Source organism: Thalassospira lucentensis MCCC 1A00383 = DSM 14000 (assembly GCF_000421265.1).
Lineage (GTDB): Bacteria > Pseudomonadota > Alphaproteobacteria > Rhodospirillales > Thalassospiraceae > Thalassospira > Thalassospira lucentensis.
This window is the reverse complement of record NZ_ATWN01000001.1, coordinates 130,493-151,970: the sequence shown is the minus strand read 5'-3', so window position 1 is coordinate 151,970 and position 21,478 is coordinate 130,493. Positions and strand designations below refer to the sequence as shown.

Genomic DNA, 21,478 nt, shown 5'->3' with positions numbered 1-21,478 from the left:
ATGTCTGAATTATTTCGATTTGACCGTTTACACTGCCCACATCATGCTGACCGACCTTTTCACCATAAAGACCGCCGCACACCATGACACAGTTACCATCCAGTCCCGTCCTGAAACCCAGTCCGCGGGTTGCAACCCAAGCCGACATCCCCGCACTTAGCAAACTGTGGCAGGATACCGGGCTGTATCGCCCGTATAATCCGCCGGAATGGGATGTACGTTTTGCCCTGTCGTCGGGCGAAGCAACCTTGTTTGTCTGGGAAGATAACAGCGATAACATCGTTGGATCGGTGATGGCCGGTCATGATGGGCATCGTGGCTGGATTTACTATCTGGCGGTGTCGCCCACCGCACAAAAAACCGGCCTTGGCCGGACCTTGATGGACATCGGGGAAGGCTGGCTGCGCGATCAGGGGGTTTGGCGGATGCAGTTGATGGTGCGGTCGGAAAACGTGGCAACACAGGATTTCTATCGCCATTTGGGCTATCGCGCGCTTGATGTCACGGTTATGCAAAAAGAAATCGACACCCCACCGGCGGAACGCGAAGACATGACAGCGCCCCCGAAACACGCGCAAACCTGATGGAAACAGGCGTCGAAGAAGCTGTCGGCTGACGCCCTTTTTCCGATTGCCGTCCGGGTAACAGTTACTCTGCGGCGATCTTGTCGGCTTGTGCGCCAGCCAGTCGTTTTTGCAGCACGGCCTTTTGATCGTCAGTTAACCGCAAACCAAGTTTTGAGCGGCGCCAGATCAGATCATCAAGGTCGCGCACCCATTCCTGATCGATCAGATAGCGCACTTCGGCTTCATACAGGTCATGGCCATAGCAGGTTCCAAGATCAGAAAGGGCGTTTGCCGTTCCTAAGATGGTTTCGATCCGGGTGCCATAAAGCCGCAGCAAGCGGGTAAGCATTGCCGATGGCACCCAATTATATCGTTTGGCAAAGACGTCATATGCATCGTCAAAGGATGCATTGGGGAAGTCACCACCCGGAAGTGGTGCCGATGCCGTCCACGGTTGATCCTTATGGCCAAGCTGGTCCGAGATGATCTGCAACGCGTGCTCGGCCAGTTTGCGATAGGTGGTGATTTTACCGCCAAAGACATGAAGAGCGGGCGCATCGTCGGTGTTGGCTTCGAGTTTGAGGGTATAATCGCGCGATATCTTTGACGCGTTTTCACCGTCCCCATTGCCAGCATAGAGCGGACGGACCCCGGAATAGGTCCAGACCACATCATCGGTGCTGACGGACTTTTTGAAATAGCCGCTGGCGAGTTTGCACAGATAATCAACTTCGTCCTGATCGATTTTGACGGTTGATGGATCACCGGTAAAATCAACATCGGTGGTGCCGATCAGGGTGAAGTCATTTTCATAGGGAATGGCAAAGACAATCCGGCCATCGCCATTCTGGAAGATATAGCAATAGTCGTGGTCAAACAGTTTGGGCACAACGATGTGGCTGCCCTTGACCAGACGAATGTTCGCCTTGGTTTTGGACTGCACAGCGCCGCCATCGGGTTTGATCAAATCGGCACACCACGGCCCGGCGGCATTGATCAGCATTTTGCCGGTGACAACGCGGTCTTGATCGCGATCAGCGTCGCGCAAGGTGACGTTCCACTGCCCGTCCATCTGCTTTGCGCCAACGCATTTGGTGCGGGTGAGGATTTCAGCGCCGCATTCACGGGCGTCCATGGCGTTGAGCACCACAAGACGGGCATCATCGACCCAGCAATCGGAATAGACAAAGCCCTTGGTCACATCCTCACGCAGCGGTTCACCGGCGACGTGAGACGCGAATGAAATGCCCTTGGATGCGGGGAGTTTTTTACGCCCGCCAAGATGGTCATACAAAAACAGGCCCAAGCGGATCATCCATGCCGGACGCAGGTCTTTGCGGTGCGGCAGAACAAACCGCAGCGGCCAGATGATGTGCGGCGCATTACCCAGCAGAACTTCACGTTCGGTCAGGGCTTCGCGTACCAGACGGAATTCATAATGTTCGAGATAGCGCAGACCACCGTGGATCAGCTTTGTGCTGGCCGAGGAGGTTGCACTGGCAAGGTCGTTTTGTTCGCACAGCAAAACCTTCAGGCCGCGCCCGGCGGCATCCCGCGCAATCCCGGCACCATTGATGCCGCCACCGATGATGATCAGATCATAATTGGATGTGCCGGAGTTTGATGTGCCTGAGTTTGATGTGCCAGAGTTTGATGTGCCAGAATTTGACGTGCCGGGCATTGCGGTTCTCTCTGCGTTTGATGGGTTGGTATCGCCATGAATAGTTCATTTTCGAAAATTTACAAGTTTCGAATTATGACATTTTTGCGATTGAGAGAACGGAACCTATGAGGACACACATATCGTATAGCGTCAAAAATCGGCCTGTTTTGGTAAATTTCGCGAATGAAAAAATGCAAAACCCGCCTGACAGGCAGACGGGTTTAAACGCACAACAGAAATGGACGGGTATCAGATGGTTATGTCAGCCAGCGTTGCTGCCAGTCAGACAACATGGCAATGGTCCAAAGCTGATGCCCCCAGTTGCGACGACCTGACATATGTTCCTGATGCAGGCGGTCGATATAGCGGCGATCCAGCCCAAGATCCGTGTAGAGCGCATCATTACCCAGATGGTCGCCCATCCATTCACGTAAGGGGCCGCGCAGCCATTGTGCCAGCGGCACCCCAAACCCGGTTTTGGGCCGGTCGATCAATTCACGCGGGACGTATTTATACAAAATCTGACGCACGGCATATTTGCCGACCGACCCGTTCAGTTTTAAATGTGCCGGCAATCGCCAGCCAAATTCGATCACCCGGTGATCGATGAACGGCACGCGAACCTCAAGCGAATTGGCCATCGATGCGCGGTCGACCTTGGTCAGCACATCATCGACCATATACATCATCGTATCCATGACCTGCATCGAGGACACGTAATCAAGATTGCGGTTGCGACAGAACTTTTCGCCCGGCACGCGGATTTTCTTGCGGCCCTCGCGACGGCCCAGCAATTTGTCGGTATCAAACAAGGATAACAGCGCGTGATAGCGATCCAGATCGTCCTTGATCGCCAGAAGCGGCGCAGCCTTGTGGATTTTATCGCCAATCGCACTGGTCGCAACCCCACCCGGCACCAGCCCGACCAGATTATCCCATTGTTCGGGCGATAACATGGTTAGCATACGGGCGACCATCGAGGCGCCAAACGGAATGCTGCCTGCGGCCTTGCTGAGCTGGCGGGCCCAAAGATAGCGGGTATAGCCGCCAAATGTCTCATCGCCGCCATCGCCCGACAGGGCCACGGTGACTTCCTTACGGGTCAGGGCGGAAATCAGATAGGTCGGGATGGCGGAGCTGTCAAAAAATGGCTCGTCATAGGTTTCCGACAGCTTTGGCACCAGATCAAGTGCGTCCTGCGGGGTGACATAAAGTTCGGTATGGTCGGTCTTAAGGTGACGCGCCACTTCACCGGCAAAGGCCGCCTCGTTAAAGGCCGCGTCTTCGAACCCGACCGAAAATGTTTTGACCGGCCGGTCTGAGACTGATTGCATCAGGGCGACGATGGTCGATGAGTCAATGCCGCCCGATAAAAACGCGCCGAGTGGCACATCGGCCACCATGCGGCGCGAAACCGCATCGCGCAGCAAATCTTCAAGGGCGTCAATCGCACTTTGATCGTCCCCACTCCAGGCGTGGGTTTGACCATTAAGCACGGCATCCTCGACCGACCAATAGGCAAACTCGGATGCCTGATCATGCCCGGTAATTTCAAGAATGTGACCGGGTTTGAGCATCTTGGCGTGGGCATAGATCGAATGGCCGGACGGGACATAGCCAAACCGTAAATAGGCCTCCAGCCCGGAATGATTGACCTCACGCGAAATTGCATTGCCCGCAAGCAACCCTTTGACCTCGGACGCAAAGCCGATATTGCCGTCATAGCGCGACCAATAAAGCGGTTTGATCCCCAAACGGTCGCGCACCAGGGTCAGTTTTTGGGCGTTCCGATCCCAAAGGGCGATGGCAAACATGCCAATCAGACGTTTGACCGTTTCACGCACGCCCCAATGGGCAATGCATTCAACAATGACTTCGGTGTCAGAATGGCCGCGCCATGCGATATTTGCACTGGCAAGTTTCTGGCGCAGTTCTTCGGTATTATAAATCTCGCCGTTATAGACCATGACATAGCGGCCATTGGCCGAATGCATTGGCTGTTTACCGGCATCGGAAAGATCAATAATTGCCAAGCGGCGCTGACCAAGGGCCAGCCCGTTTTCCGTGTCACACCAGACATCACCGCCATCAGGTCCGCGGTGATGCAACGCGGCATTCATGCGCGAAACAGTATCGTGCAATCGGCTGGCGTCACCTTGCCCAGATAGCCATAAACCGGCAATTCCACACATAAAATAATCCTGTAAAACCCTGCCGTTACTTAAAACAATAACGGTGCATTCTACAATGAAAACCTTCTGTAAAGAACGACTTGAACCCAGAAAACGGTTTCCCCCGATACACTCCAGCAACCATCAAAGAAGAATCAGGCCTTTTCGATGCCCAATCGCGCCATGCGACGATAGAGGGTATTGCGGCCAATCCCCAAGGATTTGGCGGTGTTGCTGATGTGCCATTTCTGGTCATCAAGCAATTGACGTAAGGCCACCTCTTCGGCGTGTTTCATGGTTTGCATTGGCGACATCTTGGCATCGGCCTCTGACGCCATGACTTTGAAATCATCGGGCAGATGATCGCGGCGGATCACGCCGTTTTCGGCAAAGACGCAGGCATATTGCAACACATTGAGCAACTCGCGCACATTGCCCGGCCAGCGATGCGCGATCAGCATGGCAAGAACTTCATCATCACAAGCGACGTTGGCGGCCATGCCACCGAGCAACCGGGTGATCAAATCGGCAAGATCGCTGCGTTCGCGCAAAGCCGGGACCGCAAGGCGTGCGCCCTTGATCCGATAGAGCAAATCTTCGCGGAACGTGCCGTTCGCCACCGCCTTGGTCAAATCAACATTACTGGCGCACATCAGGCGGAAATTGACCGGGACTGATTTTGTGCTGCCGAGCGGCTCAATCGTGCGGTTTTCCAGAACCCGCAACAACCGCCCCTGAGCTGCCAGCGGCATATCGCCAATTTCATCAAGAAAAAGCGTGCCGCCATTGGCTTCGCGGATGCGCCCGCCAAAGCCGTCGCGCGCCGCCCCGGTAAAGGCCCCACCGGCATGACCAAACAGTTCGTTTTCAATCAATCCTTCTGGCAGGGCCGCACAGTTGATCGCCACGAAATTGCGTGATTTGCCTACCGCCGCATCATGGATGTGACGGGCAAGATATTCTTTGCCGCTGCCGGTTTCCCCCGACATAAGGATGTTGATATCACGCGCATGCAGTCGCGATCCGATATCAAAGATACGACGCAAGGCCGGATCATGATCGGGCATTTCAGTTTCGGGCTTGGGTGCGCGCACTGGTTTGACGGGCATGGGCATTGATGTTGCCCGCCCGACGAATTGACGGCGCAGTTTTTCGGGCAAGGTGATACTGCCAAACAGCACCCCGCCCCCGGCAATGTTGACCGCCATCGCAGGATCGGCCTGATCACGCCCAATATCAGCATGAAGATGTTTGCGGCCGGCACTTTGATTGGCGAACTTTGCCAGCAAACTGTCGACATCCATTTCAAAGACATCGCGAATATCGCTGGAACTGCTGGCGGCGCGCAAGATACGGCGCGCCATGGATGTCGCCCCACTGATCGTGCCGTCCGGCGCGATGGAAATCATCGCATCGCGGGTTGATCCGACATGCTGCGATTCAGGGTGAAGGTGCAAAATAATGTCACCTGCCCGCTCATCAAAAAACAGGATACGTTCAAGGGCCTCGGCATAATCGGCAATCATGCCGCGCACCCGCAGGCAATCGGTGCGCTTGATATCATCGCGCACAGCCGAAACATCCAAAACCGAACAGACTTCACCATCGGGGCTAAACACCGGGGCGGCGGTACAGGTCAGGGCAGAATGCTGGGAGAGGAAATGTTCATCCTTGTGGATGGTGATCGCACGGCCTTCGACAATGCAGGTGCCAATACCGTTGGTGCCTTCGCGTTCCTCGCTCCAGACGGCACCGGGCAAAAGGCCGTTGGTGCGAAAGGCTGGCAGCAACGAATGGGCCGCCACACTGTCAAGGATGACACCCTTATTGTCGGTCAGAAACACCGCATAGCCCGATGCATCAATCTTGCGATACAGGGTTCGAACAAGATCATGGGCGTGGTGATACAGTCGCCCGTTGCGGTCACGCAATTGCCGGGTCTGGCTTTCGGGCATGACTTCGGGACGGCGCAATGTATCGTGGGCCAGACCAAAGCGTTGTTCACACCGCTGCCAGCTTTCAAGGACTGCCCGATTTTGCGCCGCACCGCTTAGCTGCAAGGCGGCTTCAATCCGTCCGCCGGAAAAATTTCCTGACATAGACGCTATCTCCCTTGCGTCGGCGTTTTGACCCGGAATTTCCGGCGCGCGGCTTATGCCGCATCCGATCACAGGCCAGATATTACCACATCAGCCCCCTGTCACGCCAACCCGTTTCAAACCCAATCCACCGCACAATGACACCTGTTCCATAAACGGAACAATTTGTTCCACCTGCGCCAAGAAAACGGGCACATCCTAAGCACTCTCCACCGTTTAAGACGTTCCCCATCCACCTGAAAAAGCGTCGTTTTTTGTCTGATCCCCCGCCTGGCGCCCAAATGGCACGACCTTTGCGGGACTGGTGGGGTCACAATTAAAAACGGGCGAAAAAATCGCCTGTGGATCTCGGAGGAACCAAAATGATCTATAAAAATCCAAATGATGCCGGTAGCGTCATCAGCTTCAAATCGCGCTATGAAAACTATATTGGCGGTGAATGGATCGCGCCGACCAAAGGCCAGTATTTCGAAAATGTCTCGCCCGTGAATGGCAAGGTATTTTGCGAAATCGCCCGGTCCTCAAGCGAGGACATCGAAAAGGCGCTTGATGCCGGTCACGCCGCGGCCGAAGCATGGGGCAAAACATCGGTAACGGAACGGGCCAATATCCTCAATAAAATCGCCGACCGCATGGAACAGAACCTTGAAATGCTGGCGGTTGCCGAAACATGGGACAATGGCAAGGCGGTGCGTGAAACGATGGCGGCTGATATCCCGCTGGCGATTGATCATTTCCGCTATTTTGCCGGTGCCATCCGCGCACAGGAAGGATCGCTTGGCGAGATTGACGACAACACGGTTGCCTATCACTTCCACGAACCACTTGGCGTTGTCGGGCAAATCATTCCATGGAACTTCCCGATCCTGATGGCAGTCTGGAAACTAGCCCCTGCCCTGGCGGCGGGTAACTGCGTTGTCCTGAAACCCGCAGAACAGACCCCGGCATCGATCTGTGTGTTACTGGAACTGGTGGGTGATTTGTTGCCCGCAGGTGTGCTCAACGTCGTGCAGGGCTTTGGCGTTGAAGCAGGCAAGCCATTGGCGCAAAGCAACCGGGTTGCCAAGGTCGCCTTTACCGGTGAAACCACCACCGGGCGCCTGATCATGCAGTATGCATCGGAAAACATCATTCCGGTGACATTGGAACTGGGTGGTAAATCACCCAACGTCTTCTTTGATGACATCATGGCAGCTGACGATGATTTTCGTCAGAAAGCCGCCGAGGGCCTTACGATGTTTGCGCTTAATCAGGGCGAAGTCTGTACCTGCCCGTCGCGCGCCCTTATTCAGGAAAACATCTATGACAAGTTCATGGATACGGTCCTGTCGCGCGTTGCCAACATCAAACAGGGCAACCCACTTGATACCGACACCATGATGGGTGCGCAGGCATCAAACGAACAGATGGAAAAAATCGTATCCTACCTTGATATCGGCAAACAAGAAGGTGCCGAGGTTTTGTGCGGCGGTGACAAGGCCGATCTTGGTGGGGATTTGTCGGATGGGTTCTATATCCAGCCGACGATCTTTAAGGGCCATAACCGCATGCGGATTTTCCAAGAGGAAATCTTTGGCCCGGTGGTATCGGTCGCCACCTTTAAGGATGACGCCGAGGCCCTTCATCTGGCCAATGATACGCTTTATGGCCTGGGGGCTGGTGTGTGGACCCGTGATGGCACGCGTGCCTATCGGTTTGGCCGCAATATCAAGGCCGGGCGTGTCTGGACCAACTGTTACCACCTCTATCCGGCCCATGCGGCCTTTGGCGGGTACAAACAGTCGGGCATCGGGCGTGAAAACCACAAGATGATGCTGAACCACTATCAGCAGACCAAGAACCTTCTGGTGTCTTACGATCCCAAACCGATGGGCTTCTTCTGATCTAAGGGGTTTATTCCCAGCCGGACGCGGAACCACCATTCCGCGTCCGGTCACCTTTCCGAAAGACAGAGGTGAAGATGACAAGATCAGACAAAATACCTGACAGGGTCACCGCAACCGATGCGGCCATTGAGCTGATCGGCAAACTTAAATCCATTCATGGTCCACTGATGTTTCATCAGTCGGGCGGGTGTTGTGATGGCAGTGCACCGATGTGCTTTCCCGATGGTGAGTTCAAAACCGGTGATCAGGACGTGCTTCTGGGCGAAATTGACGGCAGCCCGTTTTACATGGGCCGCGCACAGTTCGAATATTGGCGGCACACACAACTGATCATTGACGTTGTTGATGGACGCGGCGGCATGTTTTCGCTCGAAGGGCCGGAAGGCAAACGCTTTTTAACCCGGTCGCGGGTGTTTAGCGACGCGGAATGGCAGGCGTTGAAAGCCGCCGAGGAAAAGGAACCAATCGACAGCTAAACCGGTTTGATGAACCGCCAGATGGCCAACATCACACTGCGACGATGGATATTCTCCCTACCCACGGCATTGCGCGGACGTTATCGCTACCCCGATGACATATCCAACCAATGCCAGAAGATGCCTCTTCATGTTTCCGTGGCATCTTCCTCCTTGCTCGCTGTCCCCACCAGGGCAGCGGGCTTTTTTTATGCCGCCTGCTTTTTATGCCCCCTGCAAGGTATAAAAAATTTGGAACAAACAGGCGGCGGCAAGTGTTCTGCAATTGGAAATCGACCCCGGGACGCCAAGCGCCCGGATATGAATTCCAACATGAGAAAAGGAGCATTTATCATGCGCCGCTCAATGATTACTTTGACCGCCCTTTCTGCACTTACGCTGGGTGCAACGCCCGCTTTGGCCGCAGGCCAGCAGAAAGATAATCCTCAGGTCCCTGATGAAACCCAACAGTCGATGCAGCAAAATAGCGCCACTCTTAATGAGTCGGAATCTGTTCATCTTTCGGGCACCGTAAAAGAAATTACCGGTGACCAGTTCACGATGAATTATGGCGACGGCGAAATTGCTGTCGACATGTCTGATTATGACTGGTTCGACGAGGGCTTTGTCCGGAAAGGAGATCAGGTCCGGGTAAACGGTGAGGTTTCCGAAGGATTTTTCACCGACAAACAAGTCGTTGCCACGTCAATCTTCCTGCCTGAGCGCGGTGCCTATTACACCAACGGCGAAGACCGTACTGGCTTTGTCAACAGCAACGGCCTTGCAACTGGTGAAGAGTGGGTGACGCTTACGGGCGAAGTGACAGAAGTTCGTGAAGACGAAATAGCCCTTTCCACGGGCCACACAACCATCACTGTTGATTCCAGCGAAGTACCGGAAAATAGTGCGGATGGTCAGGCCCATCAGAAAATCCAAACCGGGGACCGTATTTCGGTCGCCGGGGAAATGGACGCCGCTGGGTTGTTCACAGAACGCGAGCTTGTTGCATCTTCGATCATCGTCATGAACGACAGCAACACCTACATGCAATAATCTGGCAGGTGTAGCTGCGACATGAACAAGCAAAGGGCCGACGCCGGTTTAAACGGCGTCGGCCCTTTTTGCTATCAGGTCAGGATTGTTAACACCAGCAAGCCAAGCGTACACAACACCAGCAAGGACAGAATGGCTGTGGCAATGACCCGACCACCAACATGCATCACGCTTCTGATGTCGACACTTAAACCCAATGCCGCCATGGCAAGGATCGTCAAGAAAGAAGACGCCGTGCGCATGGGTGCCAATGCAATGTCGGGCAATATCCCGAACGAACGAAACGCCATCATCACGATAAAGCCAATGATGAACCACGGCACAACCTGCGCGATGGGAAGCTTGGTTTCGCGCGCCCGTCCGCCGATCAACGCCAAGGTAAAAATCACCGGCCCCAGCATCAAAACCCGGATCAGTTTGACCAATGTGCCAACCTGTACTGCAAGCGCACCCGCCGGTGCGGTTGCGGCCAGAACCTGCGGCACGGCATAGACCGTAAGCCCGGAAAAGATGCCGTATTGTGCTGGCGACAAGCCAAGCGCGACATGAACCAACGGCAAGGCAAAGACAAACAGCACACCGAGCACGGCGGTAAAGGCAATCGACGCGGCAACATCATCAGACTTTGCCGAAATCACCGGGGCGGTTGCGGCAATTGCCGAGTTACCACAAATCGAATTGCCGCACGCCACCAGCATCGACAGTTGCTTTGACAGGCCAAGTGCACGGCCAATGTGGAAACTGACAAACAGGCTAATGCAAACCGTTGCAATGATCGCCGCAATCAATCCCCCGCCCGCATTGCCAATGGCCTGTGCGCTTATGGACGCACCAAGCAAAACGATCGCGACCTCAAGCACGGTCTTGGCGCAAAACTGTACCCCAGCACAAAACACGGGTGCCAAGCCAAAGATCGACCGCACCACCACCCCGATCAAAATGGCGAAGACCAGACTTTCCACCCAGCCACGCCCCATAAAGACATGCTCGGCATGCTCTGCCAACTTGGCCACAAAGGCAACCAGCAGGGTCAGCATAAGTCCGGGCAGGATCGGTTTGATGCGGGCGTTAAAAAACATGTTTTACCTGTGATTTAGGGACAAGCCGAAAATCACATGTTCAACCATTTACTTCCATCGAATAAAAATTCATATTTCATTCGATAAAATCGAATGATTGTATTCAAACACGATATCGAACAGGCCAATGCCATGATGACGCTTGAACAACTCCATATCTTTGTCGCGGTTGCGGAGCGCGAACATTTAACCCGCGCGGCCGAGGCGATTGGCCTGACCCCATCGGCGGTCAGTTCGGCGATCAAGAACCTTGAGGGGTTTTATGGCGTGGCGCTGTTTAACCGGGTTGGACGGCGGATTGAGCTGACCGAAACCGGGCGGCTGTTTTTGGATGAAGCCAAGGCAACTTTGGCCCGTGCACGTGCTGCCGAACTGACCTTGGCCGAACTGGGCGGCATGCAACGTGGTGATTTGAATGTCTATGCCAGTCAGACGATTGCCAGTTACTGGCTGCCGCCGTTCCTGATGAAATTTCATGACCAGTATCCCGGCATTGAAATTCACCTGACGATTGGCAACACCAAAACCGTATCGGATGCAGTGCGCGGCGGGGCGGCTGATATCGGTTTTATCGAAGGCGACATTGACGAGCCGGCGCTGGCCAAGCGCGAAGTTGCCGAAGACGCCCTTGTCATTGTCGTCGGCCCAAAGCACCCGTGGGCCGATGGCCGCCCGCTCACCGCGCAAGCATTGGTGACGCAAACCAACTGGATTTTGCGTGAAGCCGGATCGGGTACAAGATCGGAATTTGAAAGCGCCTTGCGCGAACTTGGCGTGGATCCGACGCGGCTTAAAACCGCGCTTGTCCTGCCCAGTAACGAGGCGATTATTACCGCCGTTGAAAGCGGATCAGGTGCCACCGCCGTATCGCAATTTGCCGTCAGTTCGCTGATTGCCCAAGGCCGCCTTGCGCGCGCAGGGTTTCACATCCCACCGCGCAAATTCATGGTCCTGCGCCACAAGGAACGTAAACAGACGCAAAGTTCACTGGCGCTGGAGAAGCTGTGTATTGCTAACGATTGAGGTTGGAACCCAATACGCTGCAGACTTTTTTGTCTATTGCGACGTGAGAATCACGCTTCAGGCGATGGGTAATTTCGGACCAAGTTTTTCAACTGTCACCGATTTTCCAGCGTGTCGATCATCAAACAGATAAGCTCGTGTACATACGTTGATCAGCAAAACAACCAAATAAGTTTTGGTAAGCAATTGAACGTTGGCGATGAGAAAACCTTGCCATGAGATATCGAGCCCGAAGGGTTTGTATATGGGTGTTGGTTGCAACGCCCATATACAAACCCCTGTAACAAAGATTTTTAAAACAAAGCCCACGACGACACCCCCCACAACTCTCGGCGCAACATATCCCCACGAGGCACAGGAGCGACGAAGAATACGACGCATTGGTGCTTTGCCCTCCAAAACCAGCTCAGGTAGAAAAGCGCCAACAAAGCCGCCAGTAAAGGCAAAGCCGAGCAAGAAAATCACCCCTGTTAGAACCTGAACCCCGAATATCATTCCTCCACCGCCCATCCCCGCCATCGCCAGATGAGCAGCGCTGTGCATAGACGCTTGAAAGAGTATGCTATAAATCAGTTGTGCAGGGACAGAGGAGACCAACACAACGAGACCAACAACACAGAAATATCTCATTCCCGTTACAAGACGCGCCTGAGGAACATCAATTTTACTCGGATCGTTGGCCAAAACGTTCCGTTGAACCATATACCCGGCGGCAATCCAAATCGCCCACTGAGCTCCTTCAAAGAAAAAATCTCGCCAATCGCCGAGAACAGAAAACAGTTTCAGGTACTGAGCCAATTGCACAAGCGAAACGCCAAACCCGACAATCAGTAGCGGCACAATCAATCTTCTCAGATCGATTAAGCTTTGCTTCCACAAGTTACTCTGAAACTTTTCGGTTGCGTCTTCTATCAAAGCGCTACCCCGCCCACCTATCTGCTTTGGCTTCAATATTCAATTGAGCATCTACTTTAGAAATTCCGCCCACCCCAGCCTATGACGAATATCACACCTATCCTTTTGATATTAAACCATTCCATTGAGTAGGTACGAAGGTGGTCGTCATACCTTGAGGTTGACGATTTAAAAATATTCCAAATGTAAATTGCACATTCGCAATGTCGCACTGAGCAGAAAACACCAGCAAACAATAGGGGCAAAACTAAAAGCTAGCTTTTAGTTTCTGCTGGAATTTCGGCTTCTACATCAACCGATGAAGAGGCATTGAGACGCGCTTCACCTAAAATATACGCTCGTACACAAATCACAGAAAAAACAGGCACCAAGCAACTTGTAATGATTGCGGTTCCAACGGCATTCACAATGAACACCAGAAGAGTTGGATTTTCCAACATAGGCAACACAGCTTGGAGAATTGGTGTCAAAATTGCCAATACCGATGCCGAGACGGCCAAGGTGAACAAAATGAAAATGATCAAACGGGAGAGAACATACCAAAACGTTGTTTTGCCGCGAACAATAACGCGGCGCAGTGAGGTGGAACCCTCATTAATGATTGCAGGCATCCAGGTTGCGATCAAAATCGAGAAAACTGCAAATGCGGTAGCAGAGAGCGCCGACAAGGACATCAAGAAACCGATTTTTTGATTTTCATTCAATTCATCGTTCAATACAGATCGATCTGTGACGCCTAAGAAAGCTTGATCAGGAAGAAACACTGCCGGAAGCAACATTATGAGTGCACCGCACATTGCCCAAAAGACGATCCCCCCAACAAACCTGTCCCATTCTTTGAAGGGCCTTGAGGCAATTGCGCGCCAATTGCTGACACCCTTCAAGAGAGATATATGAGTTGCCATCAATACTGGTACAACCGCAAAGATACCGATAACGGACAGTAACATTTCCAGCAAGACGTAACGGATCCTAGAACCACTCATCAGTTGCTGCAATGTTGCACCCTCGAGCTGTAGCAGGTCCGACACAGTACTGATCAAGAAGTGCAACAATGAAGCAAACGCCACAACACCGAAGTTCTTGCGAACTTGAGATATCCCCTCGGTTATTACCCATCGCTCAAACTTCGGTGAGCTAGTCGATACACCAGCGTCTGGATGTTCTAATTCAACCACAAGCTCCCCCTACTTTCAGGCGATCAACATAAGGTACAACTCATAAGCGATTTTTAGAAGCGTAACAAAAATATTTTCGACTAAACTCAGAACTTTGCTGCCCAACCCCACGCAATTATTCACATTTTTCCAAGTGTAAATTGCGCATTCGCAATGCGGCAGTGCACGTAAGATTTTATCGATCTTTCTAACGGAACAAACCCCGGGACAGTTGATGCCGACGCGTCGCACATCCCGGTCGCGAAAGAGCGCCCTGCAACCTTCAGGAGACGCGGATTTGTTGGGTGGCTTCGCTTAGGTTCTGAACCCAATTGAAGGACCATGGCTCATGCTTGATGCAGAAATACTGGCACGTATTCAGTTCGCCTTTACCATCTCATTTCACATCATATTCCCGTCGTTCACCATCGGGCTTGCCAGCTTTTTGTTTGTGCTTGAGGCCCTTTGGCTGCGCACCCGTGATGACGCCTATCTTGCGCTGTATAAATTCTGGGTGAAAATCTTTGCCCTGGCGTTTGGCATGGGTGTGGTGTCGGGCATTGTGATGTCCTATCAGTTTGGCACCAACTGGGGACCGTTTTCGGAATTCACCGGCGGGGTCATTGGCCCGTTGATGGCCTATGAAGTGCTCAGCGCCTTTTTCCTTGAGGCCGGTTTCCTTGGCATCATGCTGTTTGGGTTGAACCGTGTCGGCCCAAAACTGCATTTCACCGCGACAACCATGGTCGCGATTGGCACGCTGTTTTCCGCGTTCTGGATTTTATCAGCCAACAGCTGGATGCAGACGCCCGATGGCTACATGATCGAAAATGGCCGTGCGGTTGTGACCAGTTGGTGGGATGCGATCTTTAACCCAAGTTTCCCGTATCGTTTGGTTCATATGGTTCTTGCCGCCTTTTTGACGACCGCCCTTGTGGTTGGTGCGGTTGGCGCATGGCATTTGCTGCGTGATCGGCAAAACCGCCCGGCACGCATCATGTTTTCCATGGCGATGTGGATGGCGGCCATCGTCGCCCCGATCCAGATCGTGGCCGGTGACATGCACGGGCTTAATACCCTTGAACATCAACCCGCCAAGGTTGCCGCGATGGAAGGCCATTTTGACACCCAGAATGGCGCGCCGTTGATCCTGTTTGGCTGGCCTGACATGGCGGCCGAGGAAACCAGATATGCGCTGGAAATTCCCAAACTGGGGTCGATGATCCTGACTCATGACTGGGACGGCAAGATTACCGGGTTAAAGGACTTCGCCCCCGAAGATCGCCCCAATGCGACCATCGTTTTCTGGACGTTCCGCGTGATGGTCGGCATGGGGGTTTTGATGGCATTGCTGGGCGTGGTCAGCCTGTTTGCCCGGTTGCGCAAAACGCTGTTTAGCTGCGTATGGTTGCATCGCTTTGCCCTTGTCATGGGGCCAAGTGGCTTTATCGCCATTCTGGCAGGCTGGTTCACCACCGAAATCGGGCGTCAGCCATGGGTGGTCTATGGGGTGATGCGCACGTCGGATGCCGGATCACCAATTGCGCCGACCGCCATTGCCGGATCACTGATAGCCTTTGTGATTGTCTATACCATCGTCTTTGGGGTTGGCACGGCCTATATCCTGCGTGCCATGAACCATGATCCACGAGATGCCCATGTGCCGGAGGGTGAAATCCTTCGTGCTGGTGGTCGCCCAATAGCCGCCCATAATCCCCCGCAGGCAGGAGAATAATCATGGATTATCAGCTTATCTGGGTTCTTTTGATTGCGGTTGCGGTGTTTGCCTATGTCACGCTTGATGGTTTTGACCTTGGCATCGGTATTCTATTTGCCGTCATCAAGGACCCCAAAAAACGTGGCCGGATGATGAATACCGTCGCCCCGATCTGGGACGGCAATGAAACCTGGCTGGTGCTGGGCGGTGGCGGGCTTTATGCCACCTTTCCCAAGGCCTATTCATTGCTAATGACCGCCTTTTACATTCCGGTTTTTGCCATGTTGCTGGCCCTTGTGTTTCGCGGGGTGGCATTTGAATTCCGGTTCAAAAGCCAGAACCACCAAAAACACTGGGACTTTGCCTTCTCGGCCGGGTCCATCATTGCTGCGGCCATGCAGGGTGCCATGCTCGGTGCGTTTATCGAGGGCATTGCGGTTGAAAATGGCCTGTTTGTTGGCGGGGCGATGGATTGGCTGAGCCCGTTTTCGATCTTTTGTGCCACCGCCGTTGTGGTGGGCTATGCGCTTCTTGGTACCGGCTGGTTGATCATGAAAATGGAAGGCGATTTTCAGGGCAGCCTGCGCCGCCTTGCCAAACCGGCCGTGATCTGGATGGCCGCCAATCTTGGTGTGGTGTCGTTGATGACCACCTATGTCAATCCGGCCTATGCCACGCGCTGGTTTGACATGCCCAACATGTTGATGCTGGCCCCAATTCCGTTGATTACAGCGGGCCTTTTATTCTGGCTTTGGCATGCGGTATCGCACCGGGAAAAGACGGTTTTTGGCATCACGCTTGGTATCTTTTTCCTGTGCTACCTTGGGTTTGGCATCACGCTTTATCCCAACATCGTGCCGCCAATGATCACCTTCCGCGATGCAGCTGCCCCGGACAACAGCCTGTCATTCATGCTGGTTGGGGCAGCGATCCTGTTGCCGGTGATATTTGCCTATACCGCTTATGCCTATTGGGTGTTTCGCGGCAAGGTCGGGGATGAGGGGTATCATTGATGTTTACGGTCAAATCACCCAAAGCACGACGGATACTGTGGTTTGCTGGCCTTTATATCGGCAGCATCCTTGTGCTGGGCGCGGCGTCGCTTTTACTTAGGGCGATGATGGGGCAAGCTTAACAGGCCATCTTCCAAAACAGCAAAAGCCCGGCCGCAAGAGTTTGTCCTGCTGCCGGGCTTTTCAATCGGGGGATATGATTATCCGCGCTCGGTCAGATAATCGTCATCTGTAACCTTTTCGAGCCAATCGACCGCTACGCCATTCAACGCCTCTGCAATTGCGATATGGGTCATGGCGGTTGTGTCGGTCGCCCCGTGCCAGTGCTTTTCACCCGGTTCGAACCAGACGATATCGCCGGGGCGGATTTCTTCGCGGGGGCCGCCTTCGCGCTGCACCCAGCCAAGACCACTGGTGATAATGATGGTTTGGCCCAGCGGATGGGTGTGCCATGCGGTGCGGGCACCCGGCTCAAACGTGACCGTGGCTCCGCCAACCCGTGCGGGATCAGTTGTTTGAAACGGATTATCAAGGCGCACGTGCCCGGTAAAATAATCCGGGTTTCCTTTGACGGTGGGTTTTGACGCGTTGCGCTGAATGTTCATTTTGATCCTCCGGACTTCGTTGATCGCGCGTTACTGATTGTGCACACGCTTGATCAGCAATGCCAAGCGTTCGATCCCGTCACGGATGCGGTCCGGCTTTTCGGTGGCAAAACTCAGCCGCGCGGTATTGCGCCCGGAATGATCACAGAAAAACGCCTGTCCGGGGACGAAGGCAACCTTGGCATCCTCCAAAGCCTGCTCCAGCAATTGGCGGCTGTCGATGTTTTCAGGCAAGGTCAACCAGATGAACATGCCGCCTTCGGGCCGGGTGTAAGACACGGTACCTGGCATAAATTCACCCATGGCCGCCAGCATGGTATCGCGCTTTGCCCGATAGGCATCGCGTACTGTATCAAGGTGATCGGGGAACAGTTTGCGGGCCGCGCGCAATGCGACTTCCTGATTGATTGTCGAGACGTGCAAGTTACCAGCCTGCGTGATTAAAACCAACCGTTCAATCACCGGACGCGGCGCACAGACCCAGCCAATACGCAAGGCGGGCACAAGTGTTTTGGAAAACGTGCCCAGTTGAATAACTGTGCCAGCGTTTTGATCATCCCCGATGTCATCAAGGGCGAGTAAGGAAGGCAAAACATCGCCCTCATAAGACAGTTTGGAATAGGCGGCATCTTCAAGGATCACGGCACCATATTTACGTGCGACTTCCAGCACGGCCAAACGGCGTTCCAGCGTATAGGATCGCCCGGTCGGATTTTGAAAATCCGGCGCAAGGTAGGCCACGCGCGCACCACCGGCAAAGGCCGCATCAAGTTCGGCAATCACCGGACCATCCACATCCATATTCACCCCGACATAGATTGGGCGACGCATCGAAAAGGCCTGCATCGCGCCAAGATAGCTTGGCTTTTCCACAATGATTTCGCGGCCCGGCTCCAACAACAACCGGGCGAGCATATCAAGCCCCTGCTGCGCGCCATTGGTGATCAGGATGTTGTCGATACTGCGCACAGCCCCGCTTGACGCAAGGTCATCGGCGATCCAGTGCCGAAGGGCGGGCAAACCTTCGCTGATGGAATATTGCAGGCTGCGTCGACCAGCCGCGTCGTCCTGCGTCAGATCGTCATAGACCGTACGAAAAGCATCAAGCGGAAAAAGGGCCGGATCAGGCACACCGCCCGCGAATGAAATAATCTCCGGCCGATCCGCCACTTTGAGCAAATCACGGATTTCCGATGCGGTCAGTGCGTGGGCATCGCGCACAATCAAATCATTCCACTGGACGGTCATGGCAACTCTCTTTAGGTCAGCCTTACTGCCCATATTTGGCAAGGAACACTGACCTAAATCAAGTTTATTTTCTTATGGAGGTTAATTTTGAAATAAAATTACCAACAGCCTTCCTTGTGCGATCGACCAGAGCAGCCCTCAACAGGACGCTCTATGCTGGTCTTCGGCTTGCAGATAAGCGCGCGACACAATGATCGCGATCATCAGCATTATCCAAATTCCCGCCATGCTTCCGACAAGTCCCATCACAAATCCAATCGAGAACCACCGATACATCCCTTCCCCCACGCCGCCCAATGTAATGAGAAGGTCAATCACGGCATCGCCAGATACGACTGCGAGGAAGGAAAATAATATCCAGAACGGAACAGGACCAATCAAGGACCGGGACGCCACATACCAGATCGTGCGCCTTCCCCGTCGCAAAGCTTGAACAATTCCATCGCTGCCTGAGGTTAAAGCAGCGGGTAGCCATGTTGCGAACAACAGGGTCACCGCGCACTTTAACGGCCACTCCGTCAAGACTTTGATCCAATAGATGGACTTTCTAACTTCCTCATCTCCTTGCGAAACAATTGCGACATGACTGGGAAGCAAGGCAATGGAACCAACATCAACCACGAAATAAAGCTGAGCAGGAAGAATGATCAACAGCTGTAAGATCAAGGCTCTGAGCGCAAACTTCAGTAACTTTGACAACTCAAACCTGATGTTACCGTAAAGAACCCATCCACACCCGACATACAAAACCAAAATTTGCAGAGCGCCAAAAATGACCAGCTTCACCCAATCCACGCCCACCCCGGTCATCATGGAAAGTGGCACTTTCAGACAGGCCTCCGCCAGCACCAAAATCAACGCTATGCGCCAGTTTTGGCGAAAAGCGGCATAGCTCTCTTTCCATATTCCGGAATGTTTCTGATCCCAATGCGTCGCGTCAGAACCATGTTCCATATTAGGCTCGCCCCGCATCCGGGAGTTGTGCATCACGCCCATTGCTCTCGGCCAAGCGCGCCTCCCCTACGAAGTAGGCGCGTGCAAGCAAAACCCCAAGCATCATTGTTTTCAGCTCGAGCAAGAACGTAGCAACCAGAGTGGAGCCAGTGTTGATGACATGATAATTCCGCCCGGCGACCTCAAAACTATAGATTGGGTCAACATACATTTCGCGCGGGAAAGGTATAAAATTCACCATCCAGATTGATCCCACGGATATCAGGTACAGTCCCCCAACAATCAGAACGTACCTTGGTAAGAAATACGAACTCGCAGCAGCCCCGCGGCGAATCATCATCTTAGGCGAACGATTACCTTTCATTAGGAACGCTCCCACCCATGTTCCAAGAAATAGGTAAACCGGGATCGTCAAAACACTGCCGATATTGCTGGTAATTATATTGGCGAAGAATAAAAGCGTCGCACTTCGATCAATTTCAAGCAGAACTCTCGATATATCGGGAAGTGGGGGGACCAGAATTTGATAACCGACCAACAAAAACCGCACCAGAACGTCAACGCTTAGGGCCAACAGAAAACCCGCAAACAAAGCACCGACCGAACATCTCAACATTGAGACCGGAACAAATAGCTGCCCTTTAAGGATCGCCAGCATAGCCAAGAACCAGAACAAGCCGTGGATAATGTAAGTATATACCCACGGATAAGCGATATATTGACCTGTTACATGATCAAATTCTCCGAGAACAAATTCACTTGCAAAAAGAACCAACCAAACCGGGAAACTGACTGCTAGAAGCAGCGCCAAATCGGAAAAAAGCCCCCCATTATTTAACGAACGCATCAATCTGCCCTCTGCAGTTCCGGTATCTGTTCCTGACCTGTAACGTCATTGTTTTTACAACGTTCTTCACCAAGCAGATAGGCGCGCGACAACACAACAGCGATCAAGACCGTTCCGGTCGCCCAAACCACATTGCCAAACCCGTTCAAAACAATATCGAGAGGAATGAACTGAAAGCTGCCGACATGGAAGGTATATGCTCGAATGGCTTCGGGAATTTGCGGCGGCAGAACAAAGATGCTGATGGCAAACAGTACAACATTCGCCCCCGGTCCAATGATCAGACGGGATGCGGAATACCCCACAGTTTTTCGCCCCCGCGCAAAGGCGCGCTTCAGTGACGAACCATCGCCCATGATCGCAGCGGGTAGCCACGTTCCGGCCAGACTTAGCAAAGCCAGGCTGAGCCCACCGTAAAGGATCACCCCAATCAGCATAGCAAGAATGAAGCCGACGTCTCCTCCTGCCGCTTTAAGGTCGAGTGACTGGAAAATAGCAATGGACAGAACGAAAGTTGGAATAAAACTCAGAAGAGCAATCGCACCGGCACGCAGCCAGAACCTTGTATAAGCTTTCTTTTCCAGACTATTGAATACCTTGAAGCCCTGAACATTCCGCAGAATTGTCGCATGACAGGCTATGGCCAGATACATGCCCACGATGAACGAAAGATATGCAGGCGACTGGGCTTCGGGTTTGATCGCAAAGATTGTGATATCAACAAGCCACAGCGTGCCGATAGCAACAAGAAAAACCACCAAGTTTCGACGTATGACTTCTAAAGCTTCACCCCAGATACTGATGTCGAATTTCATGCATGTCCCCCAAGCCCGATAGATGTGAATTACGTCAACCTAATACTACTTTTGAGCGCCCGGGCTTTCCTGTGACACCTGTCACACCTATCCGTCAGGGGTATGCCCGCCCCAAAAGCTCAGGTTCAATGTTAAATTGAGTATTACTACAAAAATATGCGTGAAAATATAAGCCAAGATCGCAACCTCACATCATCTAACCAACTGGCTTA

The 21,478-nt window shown here is 53.1% G+C and carries 19 protein-coding genes; 8 read left to right on the top strand and 11 right to left on the bottom strand.

From position 1 onward, the window contains the following. The first annotated feature begins 83 nt into the window (after window positions 1-83). Entirely contained in the window at window positions 84-584 is a 501-nt protein-coding gene (locus tag K355_RS0100705; protein WP_022730189.1) for a GNAT family acetyltransferase, read from the top strand. 64 nt (window positions 585-648) lie between these two features. On the opposite strand, the gene glpD is transcribed toward K355_RS0100705, so the two are convergent. From glpD to K355_RS0100690, 3 genes are all read right to left on the bottom strand, one after another. Beyond that, complete coding sequence (glpD, locus tag K355_RS0100700; RefSeq protein WP_022730188.1) at window positions 649-2,247, bottom strand: glycerol-3-phosphate dehydrogenase; 1,599 nt, start codon at window positions 2,245-2,247, stop codon at window positions 649-651. 239 nt (window positions 2,248-2,486) lie between these two features. Then, window positions 2,487-4,421 (bottom strand): asparagine synthase (glutamine-hydrolyzing), encoded by a 1,935-nt coding sequence (gene asnB / locus K355_RS0100695; RefSeq protein WP_022730187.1) that lies wholly within the window; start codon window positions 4,419-4,421, stop codon window positions 2,487-2,489. A gap of 134 nt (window positions 4,422-4,555) precedes the next feature. Continuing rightward, window positions 4,556-6,499, bottom strand: a complete 1,944-nt coding sequence (locus K355_RS0100690) for a sigma-54-dependent Fis family transcriptional regulator (protein WP_022730186.1) — start codon at window positions 6,497-6,499, stop codon at window positions 4,556-4,558. A gap of 362 nt (window positions 6,500-6,861) precedes the next feature. On the opposite strand from K355_RS0100690, the gene adh reads away from it, so the two are divergent. The 3 genes from adh to K355_RS0100675 all read left to right on the top strand — a co-directional run bounded on the left by adh (window position 6,862) and on the right by K355_RS0100675 (window position 9,893). Next, a complete protein-coding gene (gene adh / locus K355_RS0100685; RefSeq protein ID WP_022730185.1) occupies window positions 6,862-8,382 on the top strand; it encodes an aldehyde dehydrogenase in 1,521 nt (506 codons plus the stop codon). 77 nt (window positions 8,383-8,459) lie between these two features. Further along, window positions 8,460-8,861 (top strand): DUF779 domain-containing protein, encoded by a 402-nt coding sequence (locus K355_RS0100680; RefSeq protein WP_022730184.1) that lies wholly within the window; start codon window positions 8,460-8,462, stop codon window positions 8,859-8,861. A 21-nt stretch (window positions 8,862-8,882) separates the two neighbouring features. Next, on the top strand, window positions 8,883-9,893 hold the full coding sequence (locus K355_RS0100675) for an OB-fold nucleic acid binding domain-containing protein (RefSeq protein WP_147250379.1): 1,011 nt from the start codon (window positions 8,883-8,885) through the stop codon (window positions 9,891-9,893). 74 nt (window positions 9,894-9,967) lie between these two features. On the opposite strand, the gene K355_RS0100670 is transcribed toward K355_RS0100675, so the two are convergent. Continuing rightward, complete coding sequence (locus K355_RS0100670; RefSeq protein WP_022730182.1) at window positions 9,968-10,972, bottom strand: YeiH family protein; 1,005 nt, start codon at window positions 10,970-10,972, stop codon at window positions 9,968-9,970. Window positions 10,973-11,065: 93 nt separating this feature from the next. Here K355_RS0100670 and K355_RS0100665 point away from each other — a divergent pair, with 93 nt between their 5' ends. Then, window positions 11,066-11,995: a LysR family transcriptional regulator gene (locus K355_RS0100665; RefSeq protein ID WP_022730181.1), complete on the top strand. Its 930-nt coding sequence runs from the start codon at window positions 11,066-11,068 to the stop codon at window positions 11,993-11,995. A 57-nt stretch (window positions 11,996-12,052) separates the two neighbouring features. On the opposite strand, the gene K355_RS0100660 is transcribed toward K355_RS0100665, so the two are convergent. Continuing rightward, a complete protein-coding gene (locus K355_RS0100660) occupies window positions 12,053-12,910 on the bottom strand; it encodes a hypothetical protein (RefSeq protein ID WP_147250380.1) in 858 nt (285 codons plus the stop codon). A 254-nt stretch (window positions 12,911-13,164) separates the two neighbouring features. Then, window positions 13,165-14,088 (bottom strand): hypothetical protein, encoded by a 924-nt coding sequence (locus K355_RS0100655; RefSeq protein ID WP_022730179.1) that lies wholly within the window; start codon window positions 14,086-14,088, stop codon window positions 13,165-13,167. Between the two features lie 328 nt (window positions 14,089-14,416). Between K355_RS0100655 and K355_RS0100650 the strand changes: the two genes are divergently transcribed. The 3 genes from K355_RS0100650 to K355_RS26270 are packed head-to-tail and all read left to right on the top strand — an operon-like array spanning window position 14,417 to window position 16,919. Further along, the gene (locus tag K355_RS0100650) at window positions 14,417-15,802 is read left to right on the top strand and encodes a cytochrome ubiquinol oxidase subunit I (protein ID WP_022730178.1); all 1,386 of its coding nucleotides are present in this window, start codon (window positions 14,417-14,419) and stop codon (window positions 15,800-15,802) included. A gap of 2 nt (window positions 15,803-15,804) precedes the next feature. Next, on the top strand, window positions 15,805-16,797 hold the full coding sequence (gene cydB / locus K355_RS0100645) for a cytochrome d ubiquinol oxidase subunit II (protein WP_022730177.1): 993 nt from the start codon (window positions 15,805-15,807) through the stop codon (window positions 16,795-16,797). Next, window positions 16,797-16,919: a DUF2474 family protein gene (locus tag K355_RS26270; protein WP_022730176.1), complete on the top strand. Its 123-nt coding sequence runs from the start codon at window positions 16,797-16,799 to the stop codon at window positions 16,917-16,919. The genes cydB and K355_RS26270 overlap by 1 nt, the downstream gene beginning before the upstream one ends. Window positions 16,920-16,997: 78 nt before the next feature. Here K355_RS26270 and K355_RS0100635 read toward each other — a convergent pair whose 3' ends face one another. From K355_RS0100635 to K355_RS0100615, 5 genes are all read right to left on the bottom strand, one after another. Continuing rightward, window positions 16,998-17,402 carry a (R)-mandelonitrile lyase gene (locus K355_RS0100635; protein WP_022730175.1) on the bottom strand — a complete coding sequence of 135 codons (405 nt, stop codon included), beginning with the start codon at window positions 17,400-17,402 and terminating at the stop codon, window positions 16,998-17,000. A 30-nt stretch (window positions 17,403-17,432) separates the two neighbouring features. Further along, a complete protein-coding gene (locus K355_RS0100630) occupies window positions 17,433-18,650 on the bottom strand; it encodes an aminotransferase-like domain-containing protein (RefSeq protein ID WP_022730174.1) in 1,218 nt (405 codons plus the stop codon). A gap of 138 nt (window positions 18,651-18,788) precedes the next feature. Beyond that, window positions 18,789-19,604: a hypothetical protein gene (locus K355_RS0100625; RefSeq protein WP_033368355.1), complete on the bottom strand. Its 816-nt coding sequence runs from the start codon at window positions 19,602-19,604 to the stop codon at window positions 18,789-18,791. Between the two features lies 1 nt (window position 19,605). Further along, window positions 19,606-20,451: a hypothetical protein gene (locus tag K355_RS0100620; RefSeq protein WP_022730172.1), complete on the bottom strand. Its 846-nt coding sequence runs from the start codon at window positions 20,449-20,451 to the stop codon at window positions 19,606-19,608. Then, window positions 20,451-21,266, bottom strand: coding sequence for a hypothetical protein (locus K355_RS0100615; protein WP_022730171.1), 816 nt, complete (start codon window positions 21,264-21,266; stop codon window positions 20,451-20,453). The genes K355_RS0100620 and K355_RS0100615 overlap by 1 nt, the downstream gene beginning before the upstream one ends. Between the last annotated feature and the right edge of the window lie 212 nt (window positions 21,267-21,478).